Origin of the sequence: Pantoea eucrina (genome assembly GCF_001691555.1) — a bacterium.
Lineage (GTDB): Bacteria > Pseudomonadota > Gammaproteobacteria > Enterobacterales > Enterobacteriaceae > Pantoea > Pantoea borealis.
This window is the reverse complement of sequence record NZ_MAYN01000008.1, coordinates 1250555-1267940: the sequence shown is the minus strand read 5'-3', so window position 1 is coordinate 1267940 and position 17386 is coordinate 1250555. Positions and strand designations below refer to the sequence as shown.

The 17386-nt window shown below is 59.7% G+C and carries 14 protein-coding genes; 8 read left to right on the top strand and 6 right to left on the bottom strand.

The window, feature by feature from the left end:
• Positions 1 to 420: 420 nt before the first annotated feature.
• Genes BBA90_RS12125 through BBA90_RS12110 form a run of 4 tightly spaced genes read left to right on the top strand, consistent with a single transcriptional unit; the run spans position 421 to position 5484 of the window.
• Positions 421 to 1989 carry an FGGY-family carbohydrate kinase gene (locus BBA90_RS12125; protein WP_065649360.1) on the top strand — a complete coding sequence of 523 codons (1569 nt, stop codon included), beginning with the start codon at positions 421 to 423 and terminating at the stop codon, positions 1987 to 1989.
• A complete protein-coding gene (locus tag BBA90_RS12120; protein WP_065649359.1) occupies positions 1982 to 3520 on the top strand; it encodes a glycerol-3-phosphate dehydrogenase in 1539 nt (512 codons plus the stop codon). Before BBA90_RS12125 ends, BBA90_RS12120 begins: the two co-directional genes overlap by 8 nt.
• Before the next feature lies 1 nt (position 3521).
• Positions 3522 to 4484: a sugar phosphate isomerase/epimerase family protein gene (locus tag BBA90_RS12115; RefSeq protein ID WP_065649358.1), complete on the top strand. Its 963-nt coding sequence runs from the start codon at positions 3522 to 3524 to the stop codon at positions 4482 to 4484.
• A gap of 49 nt (positions 4485 to 4533) precedes the next feature.
• On the top strand, positions 4534 to 5484 hold the full coding sequence (locus BBA90_RS12110) for a sugar-binding transcriptional regulator (RefSeq protein ID WP_065650473.1): 951 nt from the start codon (positions 4534 to 4536) through the stop codon (positions 5482 to 5484).
• Positions 5485 to 5524: 40 nt separating this feature from the next.
• Here the strand turns inward: BBA90_RS12110 and BBA90_RS12105 are convergent, their stop codons facing one another.
• From BBA90_RS12105 to ampC, 4 genes are all read right to left on the bottom strand, one after another.
• Positions 5525 to 6265 (bottom strand): DNA-binding transcriptional regulator YciT, encoded by a 741-nt coding sequence (locus tag BBA90_RS12105; protein ID WP_065649357.1) that lies wholly within the window; start codon positions 6263 to 6265, stop codon positions 5525 to 5527.
• A 12-nt stretch (positions 6266 to 6277) separates the two neighbouring features.
• Entirely contained in the window at positions 6278 to 7543 is a 1266-nt protein-coding gene (locus BBA90_RS12100) for a YbiU family protein (RefSeq protein WP_065650472.1), read from the bottom strand.
• 254 nt (positions 7544 to 7797) lie between these two features.
• Positions 7798 to 8241, bottom strand: a complete 444-nt coding sequence (locus tag BBA90_RS12095; RefSeq protein WP_065649356.1) for a GNAT family N-acetyltransferase — start codon at positions 8239 to 8241, stop codon at positions 7798 to 7800.
• Positions 8242 to 8250: 9 nt separating this feature from the next.
• Positions 8251 to 9366 (bottom strand): class C beta-lactamase, encoded by a 1116-nt coding sequence (gene ampC / locus BBA90_RS12090; RefSeq protein WP_065649355.1) that lies wholly within the window; start codon positions 9364 to 9366, stop codon positions 8251 to 8253.
• A 181-nt stretch (positions 9367 to 9547) separates the two neighbouring features.
• Here ampC and BBA90_RS12085 point away from each other — a divergent pair, with 181 nt between their 5' ends.
• From BBA90_RS12085 to BBA90_RS12075, 3 genes are read left to right on the top strand one after another with little or no spacing between them, the layout of a single operon-like run.
• Positions 9548 to 11299, top strand: coding sequence for a glycerol-3-phosphate dehydrogenase/oxidase (locus BBA90_RS12085; protein WP_065649354.1), 1752 nt, complete (start codon positions 9548 to 9550; stop codon positions 11297 to 11299).
• Positions 11283 to 12128, top strand: a complete 846-nt coding sequence (locus tag BBA90_RS12080; protein WP_065649353.1) for a class I fructose-bisphosphate aldolase — start codon at positions 11283 to 11285, stop codon at positions 12126 to 12128. Before BBA90_RS12085 ends, BBA90_RS12080 begins: the two co-directional genes overlap by 17 nt.
• Positions 12129 to 12179: 51 nt before the next feature.
• Positions 12180 to 13664: an FGGY-family carbohydrate kinase gene (locus BBA90_RS12075; RefSeq protein WP_065649352.1), complete on the top strand. Its 1485-nt coding sequence runs from the start codon at positions 12180 to 12182 to the stop codon at positions 13662 to 13664.
• A gap of 3 nt (positions 13665 to 13667) precedes the next feature.
• Here BBA90_RS12075 and BBA90_RS12070 read toward each other — a convergent pair whose 3' ends face one another.
• Positions 13668 to 13910: a hypothetical protein gene (locus BBA90_RS12070; protein ID WP_240484891.1), complete on the bottom strand. Its 243-nt coding sequence runs from the start codon at positions 13908 to 13910 to the stop codon at positions 13668 to 13670.
• 228 nt (positions 13911 to 14138) lie between these two features.
• On the opposite strand from BBA90_RS12070, the gene hpxO reads away from it, so the two are divergent.
• Positions 14139 to 15296 carry an FAD-dependent urate hydroxylase HpxO gene (gene hpxO, locus BBA90_RS12065; protein WP_065649351.1) on the top strand — a complete coding sequence of 386 codons (1158 nt, stop codon included), beginning with the start codon at positions 14139 to 14141 and terminating at the stop codon, positions 15294 to 15296.
• 18 nt (positions 15297 to 15314) lie between these two features.
• Here the strand turns inward: hpxO and dcp are convergent, their stop codons facing one another.
• Positions 15315 to 17366: a peptidyl-dipeptidase Dcp gene (gene dcp, locus BBA90_RS12060; RefSeq protein ID WP_065649350.1), complete on the bottom strand. Its 2052-nt coding sequence runs from the start codon at positions 17364 to 17366 to the stop codon at positions 15315 to 15317.
• Between the last annotated feature and the right edge of the window lie 20 nt (positions 17367 to 17386).

Sequence of the window (17386 nt, the reverse complement as noted above, 5' to 3'; positions counted from 1 at the left end):
ACGACACCTCATCGGGTTAACGGCCCGGAATTAACGCGGGCTGTGTTATATATGTGATAACTAATGTGATGAGAATTGTGCTGTTGTGACTAAAATGTCAACAGCCAGGCGGCGATTTTTTCAGGAGAGCGATCTGGATCGCTGTTTGGATAGCAGCCACTGCAAAGGTTTAAATTCCCTTATGTTAGCGGCATCTCAGCCTGCACGCGGCCTGACGGCTGCGCAGAGACAGTCTGATTTCGTGATCCTGCTCGCTAAGTCGATTGAAATATTTTACTTAAACTGAAATTTAATACGAAAGATATGTTATCTAAGTGAGAAAAGAAGTATCACTAACAGCAGCATAATAATCACACGCCGTTAACACGGCATACGGCGGGATAGCAGGCAGCCCGCAGCACACACTATGTGGAGGTGTCGGTGGAGAGTGGCGATATCATTGTGGGCCTGGATTCAGGCACCTCGGTGGTCAAGGCTGTGGCCTTTGATTTGACCGGCAAACAGCTGGCATGCGCGTCGGTGCGTAACCGCTATTATCGCGCAGCAGGCGGCGCGGCGCAGCAGTCGATGTCACAAACTTGGCAGGATGCGGCCAGCGCCCTGCGTCAGCTCAGCGATCGTATCGACAATCTGCCAGCCCGCGTGGCGGTGTTAGCGGTAACGGCACAGGGTGACGGCAGCTGGCTGGTGGACGCGGAGGATCGGCCAGTAGGTGACGCCTGGATCTGGCTCGACGCACGCGCCGCTTCAACTGTGGCAACGCTGAATCAGCATCCGCTGGCGCAGGCACGGTTCAGCGCCACCGGCACCGGACTGAATACCTGCCAGCAGGGCGCGCAGCTGGCACACATGGACAGACACTTTCCTGACCTGCTGGCAAAAGCCGACGTCGCGCTGCACTGCAAAGACTGGCTCTATCTCAACCTGACCGGCGTGCGCGCCACCGACCCGTCTGAAGCGAGTTTTACCTTTGGCAACTTTCGTCATGCCGGCTATGACGACACCGTAATTGACGCGCTGGGGCTGACGCACCGGCGGCATCTGCTGCCGGAGATCGTTGAGGGCACAGAGATCACCCACCCCCTGACGCGCGAGGCGGCGACGCTGACAGGTCTGCGTGCCGGTACGCCGGTAGTGCTGGGCTATGTGGATATGGCGATGACGGCACTGGGCGCTGGCGTACATACCGGCGAGGCCAATACGGCCTGTTCGATTGTAGGCTCAACCGGCGTCCATCTGCGCAGCGTTGCTGTTGATGATGTCTGGCTCAATCCGGCGCAGACCGGCTACGTGATCCCCCTGCCGTGGCCCGGTTATGTTACGCAGGTTCAGACCAATATGGCCTCCACGCTGAATCTTGACTGGCTGCTGAATGTCGCCAGCGAACTGTTGCAGAGCTTTGGCTGCGAAACCGACCACGCCCGGCTGGTGGCACAGATTGACGCCTGGCTGACGCGCACCACACCCGGCACGCTGCTGTTTCATCCCTATATTTCACTGGCGGGTGAACGCGGTCCTTTCGTGAACGCCAGCGCGCGTGCCGGTTTTACCGGTCTGCATTATCAGCACACCTTTGCCGACATGGTGCGCGGCGTGGTTGAAGGCATTGGTATGGCGGCGCGCGACTGCTACCAGGCGATGGGACAGGATCGACCCGGTGAAATCCGTCTGACCGGTGGCGCGGTGCGTTCAGCGCCGCTGCGGCAGATCCTCGCGGCGGCTATCGGTGCCCCGGTGCGTATCAGCCAGCGTGAAGAAGCGGGTGCGGCCGGCGCGGCAATGATGGCCGCGGTGGCGGTGGGCGCGTTCTCTTCTATGGCCGCCTGTGCCGAAACCTGGGTCCGCCCGCTGCTTGGCGCACCGGAAACGCCGGATCCCGATCTGATGCAGCGCTATGACGCGCTGTTCCCTCACTATCAGCAGATCCGCAGCGATCTGCCGGCCTGCTGGCAGGCGCTGAATACCTGTAACGGAGTTAATCATGAGTGACACTATGCTGGATCTGTTTGTTATTGGCGGTGGCATTAACGGCGCCGGCATCGCGCGTGACGCCGCGGGCCGGGGCCTGTCGGTGGCGATGTGTGAAAAAGACGATCTGGCGCAGGGCACCTCCTCCCGCTCCGGCAAGCTGGTGCACGGCGGCCTGCGCTACCTGGAGTATTATGAGTTCCGGCTGGTGCGCGAGGCGCTGATCGAGCGTGAAGTGCTGCTGAACGCCGCGCCGCATATTATCTGGCCGATGCGCTTTGTGCTGCCGCACAGCCCCTCCGATCGCCCTGCCTGGCTGGTACGGCTTGGCCTGTTCTTTTATGACCATCTGGGCGGACGGAAGAAGTTGCCCGGTACCCGCACACTGGATCTGATGCGCGATCCCGAGGGCGCTCCGCTACTCGACAGCTATAAAAAAGGGTTTGAGTACTCCGACTGCTGGGTGGATGACGCCCGGCTGGTGGTGCTGAATGCGCTTGATGCCGCTGAACGCGGCGCAACCATTCTGCCGCGCACGCGCTGCGTTGCCGCACAGCGCCTGGCCGGCAAATGGCAAATCACCCTTGAAGATGTCAGCAGCGGTGAGCGCCGAACGCTGTTTGCCCGGGCAATCGTCAACGCGGCGGGACCCTGGGTGCTGGATATTGTCAGCGATGTGACGCAGAGCCACAGCCAGCGCCGGGTGCGGCTGGTAAAAGGTTCACACCTTATTGTGCCAAAATTCTGGGAAGGTCAGCAGGCGTATCTGGTGCAAAACACCGATAAGCGTGTGATTTTCATCAATCCGTATGAAGGCGATAAAGCGCTGATTGGCACAACAGATATCCCGTGGGAAGGCAAAGCGGAAGCGGTGACCGCCGATGATAATGAACAGCAGTATCTGATGGATGTGGTCAACCGCTACTTCAAAGTGAAGCTGCGCCCGGCTGACGTCATTACGCGTTTCTCCGGCGTGCGCCCGCTGTTTGACGACGGCAAAGGCAACCCCTCTGCGGTGACGCGCGACTATGTGTTTGACCTCGATAACCAGCAGGATGCGCCGCTGCTGCACGTTTTCGGCGGGAAGATCACCACGTTCCGCAAGCTGGCAGAGCACGCCCTGCAGAAGCTCGCTCCCTTCTTTCCGCAAATGGGCCCTGACTGGACGCGCGCGGCCACGCTGCCGGGGGGCGATATGGCTGACGCCGACTTTGAAACCTTTCTTGAGCAGTGCAAAGCGCGCTGGCCGTGGCTGCCGCAGCCGCTGCGTAAACACTACGCCCGCCTGTATGGGACGCGCATCGCGCAGCTGCTGGCAGACGCAACGGCGCTGAGCGATCTGGGGCGTCATTTTGGCGGGCTGCTGTATGAGGCCGAAGCACGCTATCTGGCTGACCACGAGTGGGCGCAGCAGGCAGAGGATATTCTGTGGCGGCGCACCAAGCATCAGCTGCACCTTACCCCGGCGCAGCGCGACGCGTTCATCACCTGGTTTGAAGCGGCTTCCGCGCGCGTGATCCCGCTGCGCGCCCGTGCCGGACAGGAGAACTGATATGGCCCTTACCCTTTCGCTTAATACGAATCCGCTGGTCAACCGCTTTGCCGATCCGCACGATTTAATTACCACGGTGGCGGAGCAAATCCGCATTCGTGACCTGCAGCTGACGCATGAGTTCATTAATCCGGGCTGGCCTGCCGCCACGATAACCGCAATGACGCGTCGCATGCAGCAGGCGCTGCGTACCACCGGCGTCCGCGTTACCTCCGGTATGACCGGTCCCTACGGACGACTGAACCACTTTGGTCATCCCGATGCCGCAGTGCGCCGCTACTATATTGACTGGTTTAAAACCTTTGCGGATATCACTGCTGAACTTGGCGGTGTTGCCATAGGGTCGCAGTTTGCCATTTTTACGCAGCAGGATTTCCGGGACGCAGAGCGCCGTGAAACGCTTATCGATATCGCCACTGACTGCTGGCAGGAGGTCGCTGAACATGCGCGCGCGGCGGGACTGACATATCTTTTCTGGGAACCGATGAGCGTGGCGCGCGAGTTTGGCGAAACCATCCCTGCCGCGCTGGCCCTGCAGCAGCGCCTGAGCCAGCGCGATTTCGCCCTGCCGATGTGGATGATGGCGGATATCGATCACGGTGATGTGACCTCTGCCGACCCGCGTGATTACGATCCTTACGCCTGGGCGGAAGCGGTGCCGCGCTGTTCACCGATCATTCATATCAAGCAGAGCATGATGGATAAAGGCGGGCATCGTCCGTTTACAATGCAGTACAATAGCGGCGGCCGTATTCAGCCGCAGCCGCTGCTGGACGCGCTGGCGCGTGGCGGCGCACAGGATAATGAAATCTGCCTGGAGCTGAGTTTCAAAGAGCGCGAACCCACCGACAGCCGCGCTGTGGCGGAGATTGCAGAAAGCGTGGCGTTCTGGGCCAGCCATATTGAGACCGGCGTAGCGGACCTGCACCTGGCGACGCACCGTCCTGCCGGACAGCACCGCTAAACGCGCGGGCCGGAACCCGCGTCGTCTTCTACTCTGAATGGAAAAAGACATGAAATCCGCACCTGCTTCTGCCGACCGCGATGACTCTCTGGCGCTGCGGGCGGCCTGGCTGCACTACGTAGGCGGTCTGACTCAGGCTGAGGTCGCCAAACGACTGGGGCTGCCCTCGGTAAAAACGCACCGCCTGATTGCGCGCATGGTGGCGGAAGGCGCCGTGAAAATCACTATTGATGGCGATATTCTCGACTGCGTGGCGCTGGAGGATAAGCTGCGTCAGCACTTTGGTCTGCGGTTTTGTCAGGTCGCGCCCGACCTGGGCGAAACAGGATTGCCGGTGCGGGCGCTGGGGATGGCTGGCGCAAATTATCTGCGCCAGCTTCTGCTTAACGCGCCCTCTATTACGCTCGGGCTGGGGCATGGTCGTACCCTGTCAGCGGCGATCCATCAGCTGGCGCGCCTTGAGGCGCCACAGGCGCGTTTTGTGTCGCTGCTGGGCTGCCTGACGCGTAACTATGCGCTGAACCCGCATGATGTCATGCACCGAATCGCCGCTAAAACCGGCGCGCAGGCTTACATGATGCCGGTGCCGTTTTTTGCGAATACTGAAGAGGATCGCGATGTGCTGCTGGCGCAGCGCGGCGTCAGCGAGATTTTTGATATGGCCGCGCGCAGTGAGGTCAAGCTGGTCGGTATCGGCACGGTTGAGCCGGCGGCCCAGCTGGTTGAAGCGGGTATGCTCGAAGAGGCGGAGATTAACGCCCTCTCTGCAGCCGGTGCCGTGGGCGAGCTGCTGGGTCACTTCTTTGCCGCTGACGGCACGCTGATCCACAATTCGCTGACGGCCCGTACGCTTTCCGTGCCGCTCAGCCAGAATAGCAGTGAAATTGTGGCGCTGACCGGCGGCCTGAGTAAAGTAGCCGCCCTTCGGGCCGTACTGAGCAGCGGCCAGCTCTCCGGGCTGATTACCGATGAGATAACGGCACAGGCACTGCTGACATAAAGGGCGACCGGTCAGCAAAATAGCACTCTGCACTGCCGGACTAAATGCGTGTGACCTCCGTTCCCTGAGCCGACAGCAGCGCCTGCGCGGCCGGATCAAGTTCGCTGTCGGTAATCAGCTGCCTGAATGGCTGGTGCGGTGCCAGCGCATAAGGGTGGATCTGCCCAAATTTAGAGGAGTCGGTCAGTGCAATGGTATGCGTGGGCTTTTCCAGCAGCGCGTGGACGACATCGCAGCGCAGCATGTTGCGTCCGGTAAAGCCGGTAGCGCGATCCCAGCCATCAATGCCGATAAAAACTTTGTGAAAGTTGAGCTGCTGAATGCAGAGACGGGTCAGCGGCCCGACCACGGATTCGCTGCTTTTCTGAAACAGGCCACCAAGAATGATCACGTCGCCGCCCTTTTCTCGCAGCAGGCCGGCAATATAGTGACTTACCGTGACAAGCGTGACGTCATGACGCTCGCTCAGCGCCTGTGCCAGCAGCGCATTGGTACTGCCGCCCTCTATAAACACCGTTTCGCCTTCATTCACCAGGGAGGCTGCATAATCAGCCAGCCTTTTTTTTACGGCAAAGCGGGTTTGCATCCGGACGCCCACGTCGTCACCGCCGGCAGCAACGGCGGAGCCATGCACCCGGCGCAGCAGCCCCTCTTTTTCCAGCTGGTTGAGATCCTGGCGCATCGTGACTTCAGAGACGCCGGTGGTCAGCGCCAGTTCGCTGACGCTGACGCTGCCGCGCTCACTGAGCAGCTCAATAATTGACTGATGGCGTGCGTTCATAATGTCCTGTGGTTAATCAGTAAGGCCCAGCGCCTGTCGGCCGCGGGCGTTAAGGTGAGCCGGCGTAAAGCGATCGCGCCAGTTAACTTCATAATCTTCACGCGGGAAATCACCGGGTGATACGCCACCTGCCAGCGCCTGTGCCACCTGATGAGTATAGGTGCGATTTTTATCGCACATTGGTGCGGCCGGAATATACATGACATTACCCCAGCCCTGCTGATCCTCTACCGGAGCAACGGAATGGATCACATCACAGTGCCACCATACCGAATCGCCCGCCTCCAGCGCCGGAATCGAGCAGAGACCGGCAATCAGTTCAGGATGCCAGCGTTCCGATACCGGCAGCACTTTACCGGGCTCAACGCCACATAGCTCCTCTTCCGGTACGTCGCTGAGCAGAGGACGCAGCAGCAATAACGCCATCGCCTGCGGCGCTGGGACGACGTGCAGCAGCCCCTGGCCCGGCTGCATGTCGGACAGCGCTGTCCAGCCCTGAAACGTGCGGAACACCGAACATTTGGTTGTGGTACCGGATGGGTATTCATTCACCTCAGTCCGGAATGCCGCATCCCACGGGTCATACTGTGCAAAACGGTTATTGAAGATATGCCTGAATACCTGCTGATACGCCGGCAGCAGCCAGCGCTCCAGCGCGCCGGAATCGGTATGCGCACCGAGTCCGTTAGAGGTCGTGCCGGGCGGCCGCCGCCGGATGCGGTCGGGATAGATAATGCTGACATCGGGATCAAACCAGCGTTTCCCCTGAGATTCAAACCGCCACAGGCGATTAAGAAATTGCTGGGTCGTGGCCATCGCTTCACTCTGCCGCGCGGACATTTGCGCCTGACTCCAGTAAATCGGATAGATTTCCGGGCGGGATGCCGCAAGGTTGCCAAAGAAATCATCCCCCGGCCCCCGGTAGCTGGTCATAAAGTCGTTATCGTCCAGATAACGCATCATCGATGCATCCCACTCCAGCGCCTGCGTGCGGCTGAAGTTGCCTTTTATCACGACACAGCCGCGCCGCCGGATATGCGCTTTCTGCGCCTCACTGATTTCATTCGCGGCGATGGCCTGCCAGCTCAGTTGTGGCCAGGCTGACCCCGATTGCGCTTCTTCATATCTGGCTGCGGCAAGCTCCATAACAACGCTCTCCCGCACCTGCGCATATAGCGCGTCCACGTCCCCTATCTTCTGACGCAGCTGCTGTTTCAACTGGCAGATACTGCGTCTGACATTATCGGGCTGCTGTTCTGAACGTAACAAGGTTGTCACCAGGATCACCTCTCGCTAAGCTTCAAATGAAAGTAAATAGTATTTCATTCATAACATGAGTTCGGTGTCCTGCAAGTCAGGAACTGAGGAAGCACGCCCGCCGTCACAATCAACAGGACGTTTCATTTGAAAGAGCGCAGCAGGACAGCCTTCAGATATGGCGGCCCTGCCCGCTGGCTTTTTATGGTGTCAGACGGGTATTGCAGAGGAGCTTCATTGATGGTTAATAAGATAATATTAGTTTGTTGTAACTACTAAGGTGCTACCAGATAGCGATACTGAATAAATTCCGTTTTTGTTGCCAGTCGATCGTATAGCGCCCGTGCCGTGGTGTTACCCTCCTGCGTGTTCCAGTAAACACGTGAACAGCCGCGCTGCCTGGCCTGCTCATAGACGGCCAGTACCAGTGCCTTACCCGCTCCGCTGCCGCGTGCCGTATCTGCCACAAACAGATCCTGAAGATAACAGTAGTCACCGCGCGTCCAGGTGGAGCGATGCGTCAGAAAATGCACCAGCCCCACCATGCTGCCCCCCTGCTCCAGCACCAGACAATACATCGGTTCCGCACGGGAGAGCATGCGCCGGAACGTTTCGCCGGTCGTCGCCTCATCAATCTCTGTCTGATAAAACTGCTGGTAGCCCTGCCATAACCGCAGCCAGGCCACATAATCCTCAGCCCGCAATGCCCGTATACTCATCGTCTCTCCTCACTTTGCCAGCGCACGGATAATCTCATCTGCAGCAATAACGCGATCGTCATTGGGTATCCATTTGTTGGCCAGCATAATCAGCCCCACCCTTTGGGAAGGGATAAACACCGCATAAGCTGAAAAGCCGTTGGTTGAACCGGTTTTATTGTACCAGGCACGCAGCGGCACGGGTGCAGAGGGTGAAACCGGCACAGCGCGCATGCCGTTGAGGATGATTTTACTGCTGTTCCCCGCCACCAGCTGCTGCTGCGTGACCGGCAGCGGGTAGTATTCCCACATCATTGCCTGCGTGAATGCTGCCGTGCGGAAGTAGCCCTGATGGGTGGCAGCCACCGCCTGTCGCCAGGCCGGTACCACGTTAACCTCTCCCATCTGAATGCCGAGCCAGCGGATCAGATCTTCTGATGTTGATTTTAACCCATACGCTTCCGCATCCAGCGGCCCGGGCGTCACGCGTACCGGACGGTTCTGTTTATCATATCCCTGTGCATAATCCGGCATGGCGCGCGGCGGTACCTGAAGAAAAGTATGATGCATCCCCATCGCCGGCAGGAGCATCGATTCCATGGCGCGCATAAATGACATATTCAGGCTCTTCGCCGCGATCATGCCCAGCAGGCCGATACCCAGGTTTGAATAGACACGCTGTGTTCCCGGTTCCGCCTCAGGCTGCCACGATTTGTACCACTGCATGAGCTGTGCGTTATCCGTCACCTCCTCTGGCACAAACAGCGGCATGCCGCTGGTGTGCGTTGCCAGGTTCAGCAGCGTCACGCGATCGAGCGCGCTGCCCTGCAGAGCAGGCAGCCACTGACTGGCGCTATCGCGCAGCTGCATTTTGTTTTGCTGTACGGCATAGCTGGCAAGCGTGGCGGTGAAGGTTTTGCTGAGCGAGCCAATCTCAAACAGCGTGCGGGAGGTTACAGGCGCTTCCTGCGGCACTGAAGTGACACCGTAACTGTAAAAGGTGGTCTGCCCTTTATTCAGCACGGCGATCGCCATGCCGGGGATCGCAAAGCGGGCCATCAGCGGTTCGATAATGTCATCCGGCGCCCGGGCAGCAGCGGAGCTGGCGATAAGCAGCAAAAGTAGAGCCATAACGCGGCGTCGCATGAATAATCCTTATTCCTCAGAACCAAAAGCGGTGCGCATAGTATATCTGCCTCCGGCCCACCCCACATCTCCATTGGTGGTGTAAGTGAACAGAGTCACATCCTGAGTAAGCGGGTTTGCCGTTTTGGCTGCACACTCCTATACCTTTGACGGATAAGCCTTCACCGTCAGGGAGCGTGCCATGGCTACTGTATTAACCCGTAATGAGCGTCTCGACAGGCTGCGCCAGCGGCAGATTACACCGGTCCTGATTGCCGGAGGCGGCATTAACGGCATCAGTACGTTTCGCGAACTGGCCCTGCAGGGGATCCCGGCGATTATCGTAGAGCGCGATGACTGGTGTCAGGCGGCAAGTGGTGCGCTGTCGCGTATGATCCATGGCGGCCTGCGCTATCTTGAAACCGGTGAGTTTGGTCTGGTGAAAGAGTCGGTGATCGAGCGCGACCGGCTGCTGAAGAACGCGTCGCACTATGTCTTTCCTCTGCGGACCACGGTGCCCGTGGAGAATTTCAGCGGTGGCATGATCAACGCCACCCGACGGTTTCTGCGTCTCAGTGATAAACCTGCCCGGCGCGGTGCGCTGCTGATCAAAACCGGCCTCAGCCTGTATGACCTCTATACGCGTCAGTATGGTTCCATGCCTAAACATCAGGTGCGCAGTGAGGCAGCGACCCGCGATCGCTGGCCAGGCTTTGCGCCATGGGTGAAATACAGCGCCAGCTACTATGATGCGTGGATCAGTGCCCCGGAACGGCTGGGGCTTGAGCTGGTGGAGGATGCAGAGCGCGCCTGCAGCGACGCGCTAGCCCTGAATTATATGCAGCTTATCAGCAGCGACGGAGAGACCGTTACGCTGAAAGATACGCTGAGCGGCGAGCAGTTTCGCCTGCAGCCGCATGTGCTGGTGAATGCCGGCGGCGCATGGATTGACCAGCTTAACCAGCACGTTGCGCCCAAAAGCGCCCGACAGAAACTGATTGGCGGCACCAAAGGGTCGCATCTGATCCTCGACCATCCGGAGCTGCTGCGCATGCTGGATGGTGAAATGGTCTACTTCGAAAATCAGGAGGGACGCGTCTGCATTCTGTTTCCGTGGGCGGGTAAAGTGCTGGCTGGCTCAACGGATATCCGCGTTGACGATCCCGATAACGTCGTCTGCGAGGCTGCAGAGAAAGCGTATATTCTTGAATCGCTGCGCTTTGTCTTCCCTGAGGTCGTGGTGCCTGAATCCGCCGTGGTTTATACCTTCTGCGGCGTGCGTCCCCTGCCCGCCAGCGATGCAAAACTCAGCGGGCAGATATCGCGTAATCATTCACTGGTCATGCTGCCACCCGACCCCACCCGCGCCTGGAGCACGCTATGCCTGGTAGGCGGTAAGTGGACCACATTCCGCCGCTTTGGTGAAGAAGCGGCCGATCGGGTTCTGCGGCTGCTGGGCGAAAAGCGCCATACCTCAACCACTGAGTTAGCTATCGGCGGCGGACGCGACTTCCCTGCTCCGGCGGCACAGCCCGCCTGGATCGCCCAGCTGGCGCAGCAGTACGCGCTGCCGGTGCCGCGCGTGACGCAGCTGGTAAAACGTTACGGCAGCCGCGCCGTGCCGCTGCTGTCGCTGCTGCGCGATGACGACCGTCCGCTGCATCACCACGCCGATTACAGCGCAACGGAGCTGCGCTATCTGACAGAGCACGAACAGGTGTGCCAGCTGGAAGATTTGCTGGTGCGGCGCACGTCACTGGCGATCGGTGGCGAGCTGACGCCGCCGCTGATCCAGGAGATCTCACTGCTGATGGCGCAGACGCTGAACTGGAGCGAGCACCAGCGGATACAGCAGCTGCAGCGCTGCTGCGCTTCACTGGCGCGCTTTCACGGCCTGCATGGTCTCTATCCCACCGTGATGCAGCAGGAGGCCCGGCATGTCAGCGAGCAATAAAGTCCGTATGAAGCGGTTATTCCGCCACGGCCGCTGTCTGGACGTGGCAGTCGATCACGGTATCGCTAACGAACCCGATTTTTTGCAGGGGCTTGAGGATATTGAAGCGGTAATGCAGCGCCTGATCACCGCACAGCCCGACGCGATTCAGGTCAATTATGGACAGGCGGATCTGCTGCAGTGCGCGGAGGGAGTAAAACCGGCTCTGGTGCTGCGTACCGATGTTGGCAATGCATATAACGCGGTACGGCATCGCGAGATGTGGGCAGTCCTGCATAATCCTGATGAGCCGATTCTGGCAGCGCTGCAGCTGGATGCGGCCGCCGTGGTAGTGAATCTTTATCTGATCCCGGATGAGCCCGCTATTTTTCGCATGTGCATCGAAAATATCGGCCGGCTGCGTCAGGCGTGTGACCGCTACGGCATGCCGCTGATGATTGAGCCGCTGGTAATGGCACCGGCCGGTCAGGGAGCCGCTTACGGTTCACTGGGCGATGCAGAGCAGATCGTGCCGCTGGTGCGACTGGCGCGTGAACTGGGCGCTGATATCATCAAAGCAGACCCGACTGATAATCCGGCTGATTTTCACCGTGTGGTAGAGGCAGCGCGCTGTCCGACGCTGGTGCGCGGCGGCGGCAAAGGTGAGATCGGCGCGGTACTGCACAAGAGTGCGCTGCTGATGGCGCAGGGTGCCAGCGGCATGGTCTATGGCCGCAATGTTTATCAGCATGCCCATCCTGCCCGGGTCGTCGCCGCGCTGATGGCCATTATTCATCAGGGTGCCAGCGGCGCAGATGCGCTGGCCCTTTATCAGCAGACTGACGCCTGACCCGTCGCGCGTTCTGTGCGCGATCTCCTCTGCGGTTTTACGGAGCCGGATATGAAAATCCTGGGTATTGATGCCGGTAACACAATGATCAAGGCGGTGCTGTTTGATCTCAGCGGGACGATACTGGCCGTGGCTGAGCATACCGGCGAGACGCTGCAGCCGCAGGAGGGCTACGCCGAGCGATCGATAGCCGCCATCCGGCACGGTACTGAACAGGCAATACGTCACTGTCTGCTGCAGGCGGGCACGACCGCACAGGATATCATTGCGGTAGGTGCCGCCGGACACGGCAATGGCCTCTATACGCTGGACCGGGCGCTGCAGCCGCAGCTCGGCATTCAGTCCATCGATCGGCGGGCAGGCGACATCGTCGATGCGCTGGAGCAGGCGGAAAAACAGCACGCCATCTATGCCCTCTCCCGGCAGACGCCGTGGCCAGCCTCCACGCCGGTGCTGCTGAGCTGGGTAAAACAGCATCAGCCGCTGATATGGCAGCAGATCGGTGCGGTACTGAGTGCCAAAGATGTGATTGTGCATTTCCTCAGCGATGCGCTCAGCAGCGACTATTCAGACGCGGCAGGCGCCGGGCTGATTGACTATCGCGTTCGCGATTACAGCGCTGAGCTGCTGGCGCTTTATGATATCGAAGACGCAGCAGCATGGCTGCCGCCGCTGCGGGAATCGAGCGCTGTCAGCGGTTATGTCACCGCGCTGGCAGCGGCGCGTACCGGGTTGCCGGCAGGTATACCGGTCGTGGCTGGCCTGTTTGACGTGGTGGCCAGTGCAGCCGGGTCAGGGGTGGTCAGCTGCGGTGACGCCTCAATCGTAGCCGGTACGTGGAGCATTAATCAGGTTGTTGTGGACAAACCTGACTATCTTCGCCCGGTCTCTATGAGTTCAATGATAGAACGGGATCGCTTTATGGCGATTGAAGCCAGCGCGACTTCTGCGGCCAACCTCAACTGGTTTCTGCGTGAGTTTGACGACCGGCGCGGCGGAAAAGGTGCGGCGCAGAGCAGTGAGTGTGTGGCGCAAATCCGCCAGGATCCGAACCTGCCGTTTTATCATCCCTATCTGTATTCCGGCCGCAAACCGGAACCGGCCCGGGCCGGATTTTACGGTCTGGGCGGCTGGCATACCCGCGCAGATATGCTGTTTGCCCTGTTCGAAGGCGTGACCTTTGCTCACCGGGCGCATATTGACCGGCTGCACGCTGCCGGCCTTCCCTTTACCCGCGCAACGCTCTCAGGCGGTGCCGCGCGCAGCGTAGTCTGGCCGCAGATGTTTGCCGACGTACTGAACATTCCGGTGCGGGTTGCAGCGTGCACGGAAACCGGCGCGCTGGGCGCCGCGCTGTGTGCCGGCGTTGGCGTGGGCGTATGGCGGGATTTAGCGGACGCGGTGCAGCATGCGGTCCGGCTGCAGCCAGACGCGCGGCAGCCGCGTCCGGAGTGGGTCAGCTTTCATGACGCGCGCTATCGCCAGTTTAAAAAACTGGAGCTGGCGATGCGCGATATCTGGCGTGAAACGCCCTGATACTCAGCGACACTGGCTGGCGCAGTTCTGTACGCAGATTTGTGCCAGCGAGCCACATCCGCCGCCGCTGTCATTTTTACACTGCGATTGCTGTACGTAGCAGTTTTGCTGACAGGCCGACACATCACATTTCGACGCAACCGGCGTAAACATCACAGACGGCGATTTAGGCTGTGGCTGCCAGTGACTCTGCGCCATCACGTTTACGCTGCACGCCATCATTAACGCAATTATCCACTTCATCATTACCCCTCCACGCTGAAGCCTTAAGTATGCGCAAAATCTGGTCAGAATACCGCATGAAACAAAAGATTCATGATCAATTAATTGCACCACTTAAGTGCAACTGCACTGCAACAATCGTTTCATCACCCTGTACAATCTATTAAATATCAGGTTATTCAATAGATTGCCGATCGTCGCGCATCTGGTACAGAAGTTGCAGTGCTATCTGTCTGAGCACAGGAGACTATGATGAAAATAATTATTATTGGCGCCGGTATCGGCGGGATGAGTGCCGCCATCGCCCTGGAACGGGCAGGCTTTGAAACGGAAGTCTATGAGGCCGTTGCGGAGATGAAACCGGTTGGCGCAGCCATTTCCGTCTGGCCAAACGGGGTAAAGTGTCTTAATTCGCTCGGCCTGAAACAGCCGCTGCGCGCACTCAGCGGTAATATGGCCTGGATGGCTTATCACGATGCGCGCAGCGGTGCGCCGCTGACGCGTTTCAGCCTTGCCCCGCTGGTGCAGCAAACCGGTGAATATCCTGCGCCGGTTTCCCGCGCCGGGCTGCAGGCGATGCTGCTTGATAATTATGGCCGGGCGCGCGTTCGCTTTGGCAGACGGGTTACGCATGCTGAACAGACGTCACAGGGCGTTACCGCGTTTTTTGCCGACGGCAGCGAAGCCGCAGGCGACCTGCTGGTTGCGGCAGACGGCACGCACTCGGTGCTGCGCGAGGCGGTTCTGGGTGAGCGCGTGACGCGCCGCTATGCGGGCTATGTAAACTGGAACGGGCTTATTACCGCAGATGAGGCGATTGCTCCCGCCGATCAGTGGACCACCTTTGTCGGCGACGGCAAACGCGTGTCACTGATGCCTATCGCCGGAAATCGCTTCTACTTTTTCTTCGATGTGCCGTTACCTGCCGGTCTTGCTCAGGATCGCACCACGCTGCGCGCCGATCTCAGCGGCTATTTCGCTGGCTGGGCTGAACCGGTGCAGCGGCTGATTGCGCAGCTCGACCCGCTGACCACCAACCGGGTCGAAATCCACGATACCGATCCCTTTACCCGCTTCGTACGCGGACGCATGGCGCTGCTGGGTGATGCAGCCCATAGCACCACGCCCGACATTGGCCAGGGCGGCTGCGCGGCAATGGAAGATGCCGTCGTGCTGGCCCAGACGCTGGCAACACACTCACTGGGCGTGGAAGATGCGCTGCTGCGCTATGAGGCGCGCCGGCTGGATCGTACCCGCGACCTGGTGCTAAAAGCACGCAAGCGCTGCGATATAACGCACGGCAAGGAGCCCGCGCTGACGGCAGCCTGGTATGAGGCGTTAAAAACTGAAAGCGGCGAACGGGTGCTGGCTGGGATGTGCGACACGATTAGCGGTGGCCCGATGGGGTAACGGGCCACCGCCTCTGCCCTACTCTGTACTCAGCCCGCGATGACGCAGCATCGGCTCAATCTCTGGCGCTTTACCGCGCCAGCTCAGCCAGACATGCTGCAGATCGCTGCTGTTTCCGCGTGACAACACCTGCTCGCGGAAGCGCTGCCCGTTTTCCCGCGTCAGGCCGCCACGTTCAGTAAACGCCTGATAGCCATCGTCAGCCAGCATCTGCGTCCAGATATAGGCGTAGTAACCCGCCGCATACCCTCCTCCCCAGATGTGACGAAAATAGCTGGAGCGATAGCGCGGCGGCACCGCTGCGAGCGCGATATTTTCTGCCTGCAGCGCCTGACGTTCAAAATGTTCCACATCCTGCGGCTTATCGTGCGCGGAAAGTGAATGCCACTGCAGATCCAGCAGCGCCGCCGCCAGCAGTTCGGTCATGTCATAACCTTTATTAAAGGTGGCGGCCTGCACCATTTTTTCGCGCAGTGCAGCGGGCATCGGCTCCCCGGTTTCCCAGTGACGCGCATAGCTGGCAAATACCGCTTCGTGACTGGCCCAGTGTTCATTGATTTGCGACGGAAACTCCACGAAGTCGCGGGGCGTGGCCGTACCGGAGAGGCTGGCGTAGCGCTGGTTTGCAAACAGACCATGCAGCGCATGACCAAATTCGTGGAACAGCGTGATAACCTCATCCCAGCTCAGCAGCGCCGGCTGACCAGGCTGCGGTTTGGTATAGTTGCAGACGTTGTAGATCACCGGTTTCTGATCCAGCAGCGCAGACTGGTCCACAAAGTTGCCCATCCAGGCCCCGCCGCTTTTGTTATCGCGGGCAAAAAAGTCGGTGTAAAACAGCGCCAGCGGCGTCTCATCGGCATCGAAAATCTCATAGACGCACACATCCGGATGATAAACCGGCAGATCGTGGCGCTGACTGAACCGTAAACCGTAAAGCTGCGTGGCGGCCCAGAATACGCCGCGCTCCAGTACGTTATCCAGCGCGAACCAGGGACGAATGGTATCTTCATCCAGGTCATACTTCGCCTGACGCACCTGCTCTGCGTAGAAATTCCAGTCCCAGGCGCGCAGTTCAAATGATTGCTGCTGCTCTGCCATCAGCTGTGAGATATCGTCGGCCTCGCGCCCGGCGCGCTGGCGGGCGGCCGGCACAATATTGCGCATAAAGCTCAGCGCAGCATCCGGCGTTTTCGCCATCTGATCCTGCAGGTTCCACGCCGCATAGCTGCTATAGCCCAGCAGCGCTGCCTGCTTCGCGCGCAGCTGCGCCATGCGTGAAACCAGCTGCCGCGTATCATTCTCATCGTTGCGTTCACAGCGGCTCAGCGCCTGTTCAAACAGCGCTTCCCGCGTGGCGCGGATGGTTAACCGGGTCAGCGCCGGCTGCTGCGTCGTGTTTTGCAGCGGGATCAGCCACTGGTTATCAAGACCGCGCGCGGCCGCCGCGGCGCGTGCCTGTTCAAGCGCTGCGTCGCTGAGTCCCGCCAGCGCCTCTGCGCTGCTGACGGTATAGGCCGCCGACTGCGTCGCTGCCAGGAGCCGGTTACCAAAGCGGGTGCTGAGACCCGCCAGCTCCTGATTAATGGCGCGCAGCCGCTGTTTTTCGTCATCGCTCAGGCCGGCACCGGCCAGCTGAAATGCCTGTCGCGTGACTTCCGTGAGCCGCACGGCCTCCGCGTCCGGGCAGGCGGTGCCTCGCTGCTGCCAGACAGCATCCAGCCGGGCAAAGAGCGCGCTGTTCAGGTAGATCTCATCGTGCAGCGCCGCCAGTGCCGGCGTAATCATCTCTTCCACCTCCTGCAGCCGCGGCGACGTATTCGCTGCCGTCATGGCTGAAAAGACCTGCCACACCCGGCTCAGTAAGAGGCCGCTGCGCTCCAGCGCTTCAAACGTATTGGCAAAGTCCGGCGGTGCCGGGTTTGCGACAATCGCGGCAACTTCGCGGCGTTTCTCTTCGATGCCCGCTTCCAGCGCGGGCAGAAAATCGCCTTCGCTTATCTGATCAAACGGCGGTGCCTGATACGGCAGCGTGCTGGCGGTAAAAAAGGGATTGGCGGATCGGTTCATTATCGCTCCTGATAATCAGC

What these genes read in the sequence shown, in the direction of transcription:
- BBA90_RS12120 (WP_065649359.1), top strand. Translation starts at nt 1,982, where the DNA reads ATGAGTGACACTATGCTGGATCTGTTTGTTATTGGCGGTGGCATTAAC.
- BBA90_RS12115 (WP_065649358.1), top strand. Translation starts at nt 3,522, where the DNA reads ATGGCCCTTACCCTTTCGCTTAATACGAATCCGCTGGTCAACCGCTTT.
- BBA90_RS12110 (WP_065650473.1), top strand. Translation starts at nt 4,534, where the DNA reads ATGAAATCCGCACCTGCTTCTGCCGACCGCGATGACTCTCTGGCGCTG.
- BBA90_RS12105 (WP_065649357.1), bottom strand. Translation starts at nt 6,265, where the DNA reads ATGAACGCACGCCATCAGTCAATTATTGAGCTGCTCAGTGAGCGCGGC.
- BBA90_RS12095 (WP_065649356.1), bottom strand. Translation starts at nt 8,241, where the DNA reads ATGAGTATACGGGCATTGCGGGCTGAGGATTATGTGGCCTGGCTGCGG.
- ampC (WP_065649355.1), bottom strand. Translation starts at nt 9,366, where the DNA reads ATGCGACGCCGCGTTATGGCTCTACTTTTGCTGCTTATCGCCAGCTCC.
- BBA90_RS12085 (WP_065649354.1), top strand. Translation starts at nt 9,548, where the DNA reads ATGGCTACTGTATTAACCCGTAATGAGCGTCTCGACAGGCTGCGCCAG.
- BBA90_RS12080 (WP_065649353.1), top strand. Translation starts at nt 11,283, where the DNA reads ATGTCAGCGAGCAATAAAGTCCGTATGAAGCGGTTATTCCGCCACGGC.
- BBA90_RS12075 (WP_065649352.1), top strand. Translation starts at nt 12,180, where the DNA reads ATGAAAATCCTGGGTATTGATGCCGGTAACACAATGATCAAGGCGGTG.
- BBA90_RS12070 (WP_240484891.1), bottom strand. Translation starts at nt 13,910, where the DNA reads ATGATGAAGTGGATAATTGCGTTAATGATGGCGTGCAGCGTAAACGTG.
- hpxO (WP_065649351.1), top strand. Translation starts at nt 14,139, where the DNA reads ATGAAAATAATTATTATTGGCGCCGGTATCGGCGGGATGAGTGCCGCC.
- dcp (WP_065649350.1), bottom strand. Translation starts at nt 17,366, where the DNA reads ATGAACCGATCCGCCAATCCCTTTTTTACCGCCAGCACGCTGCCGTAT.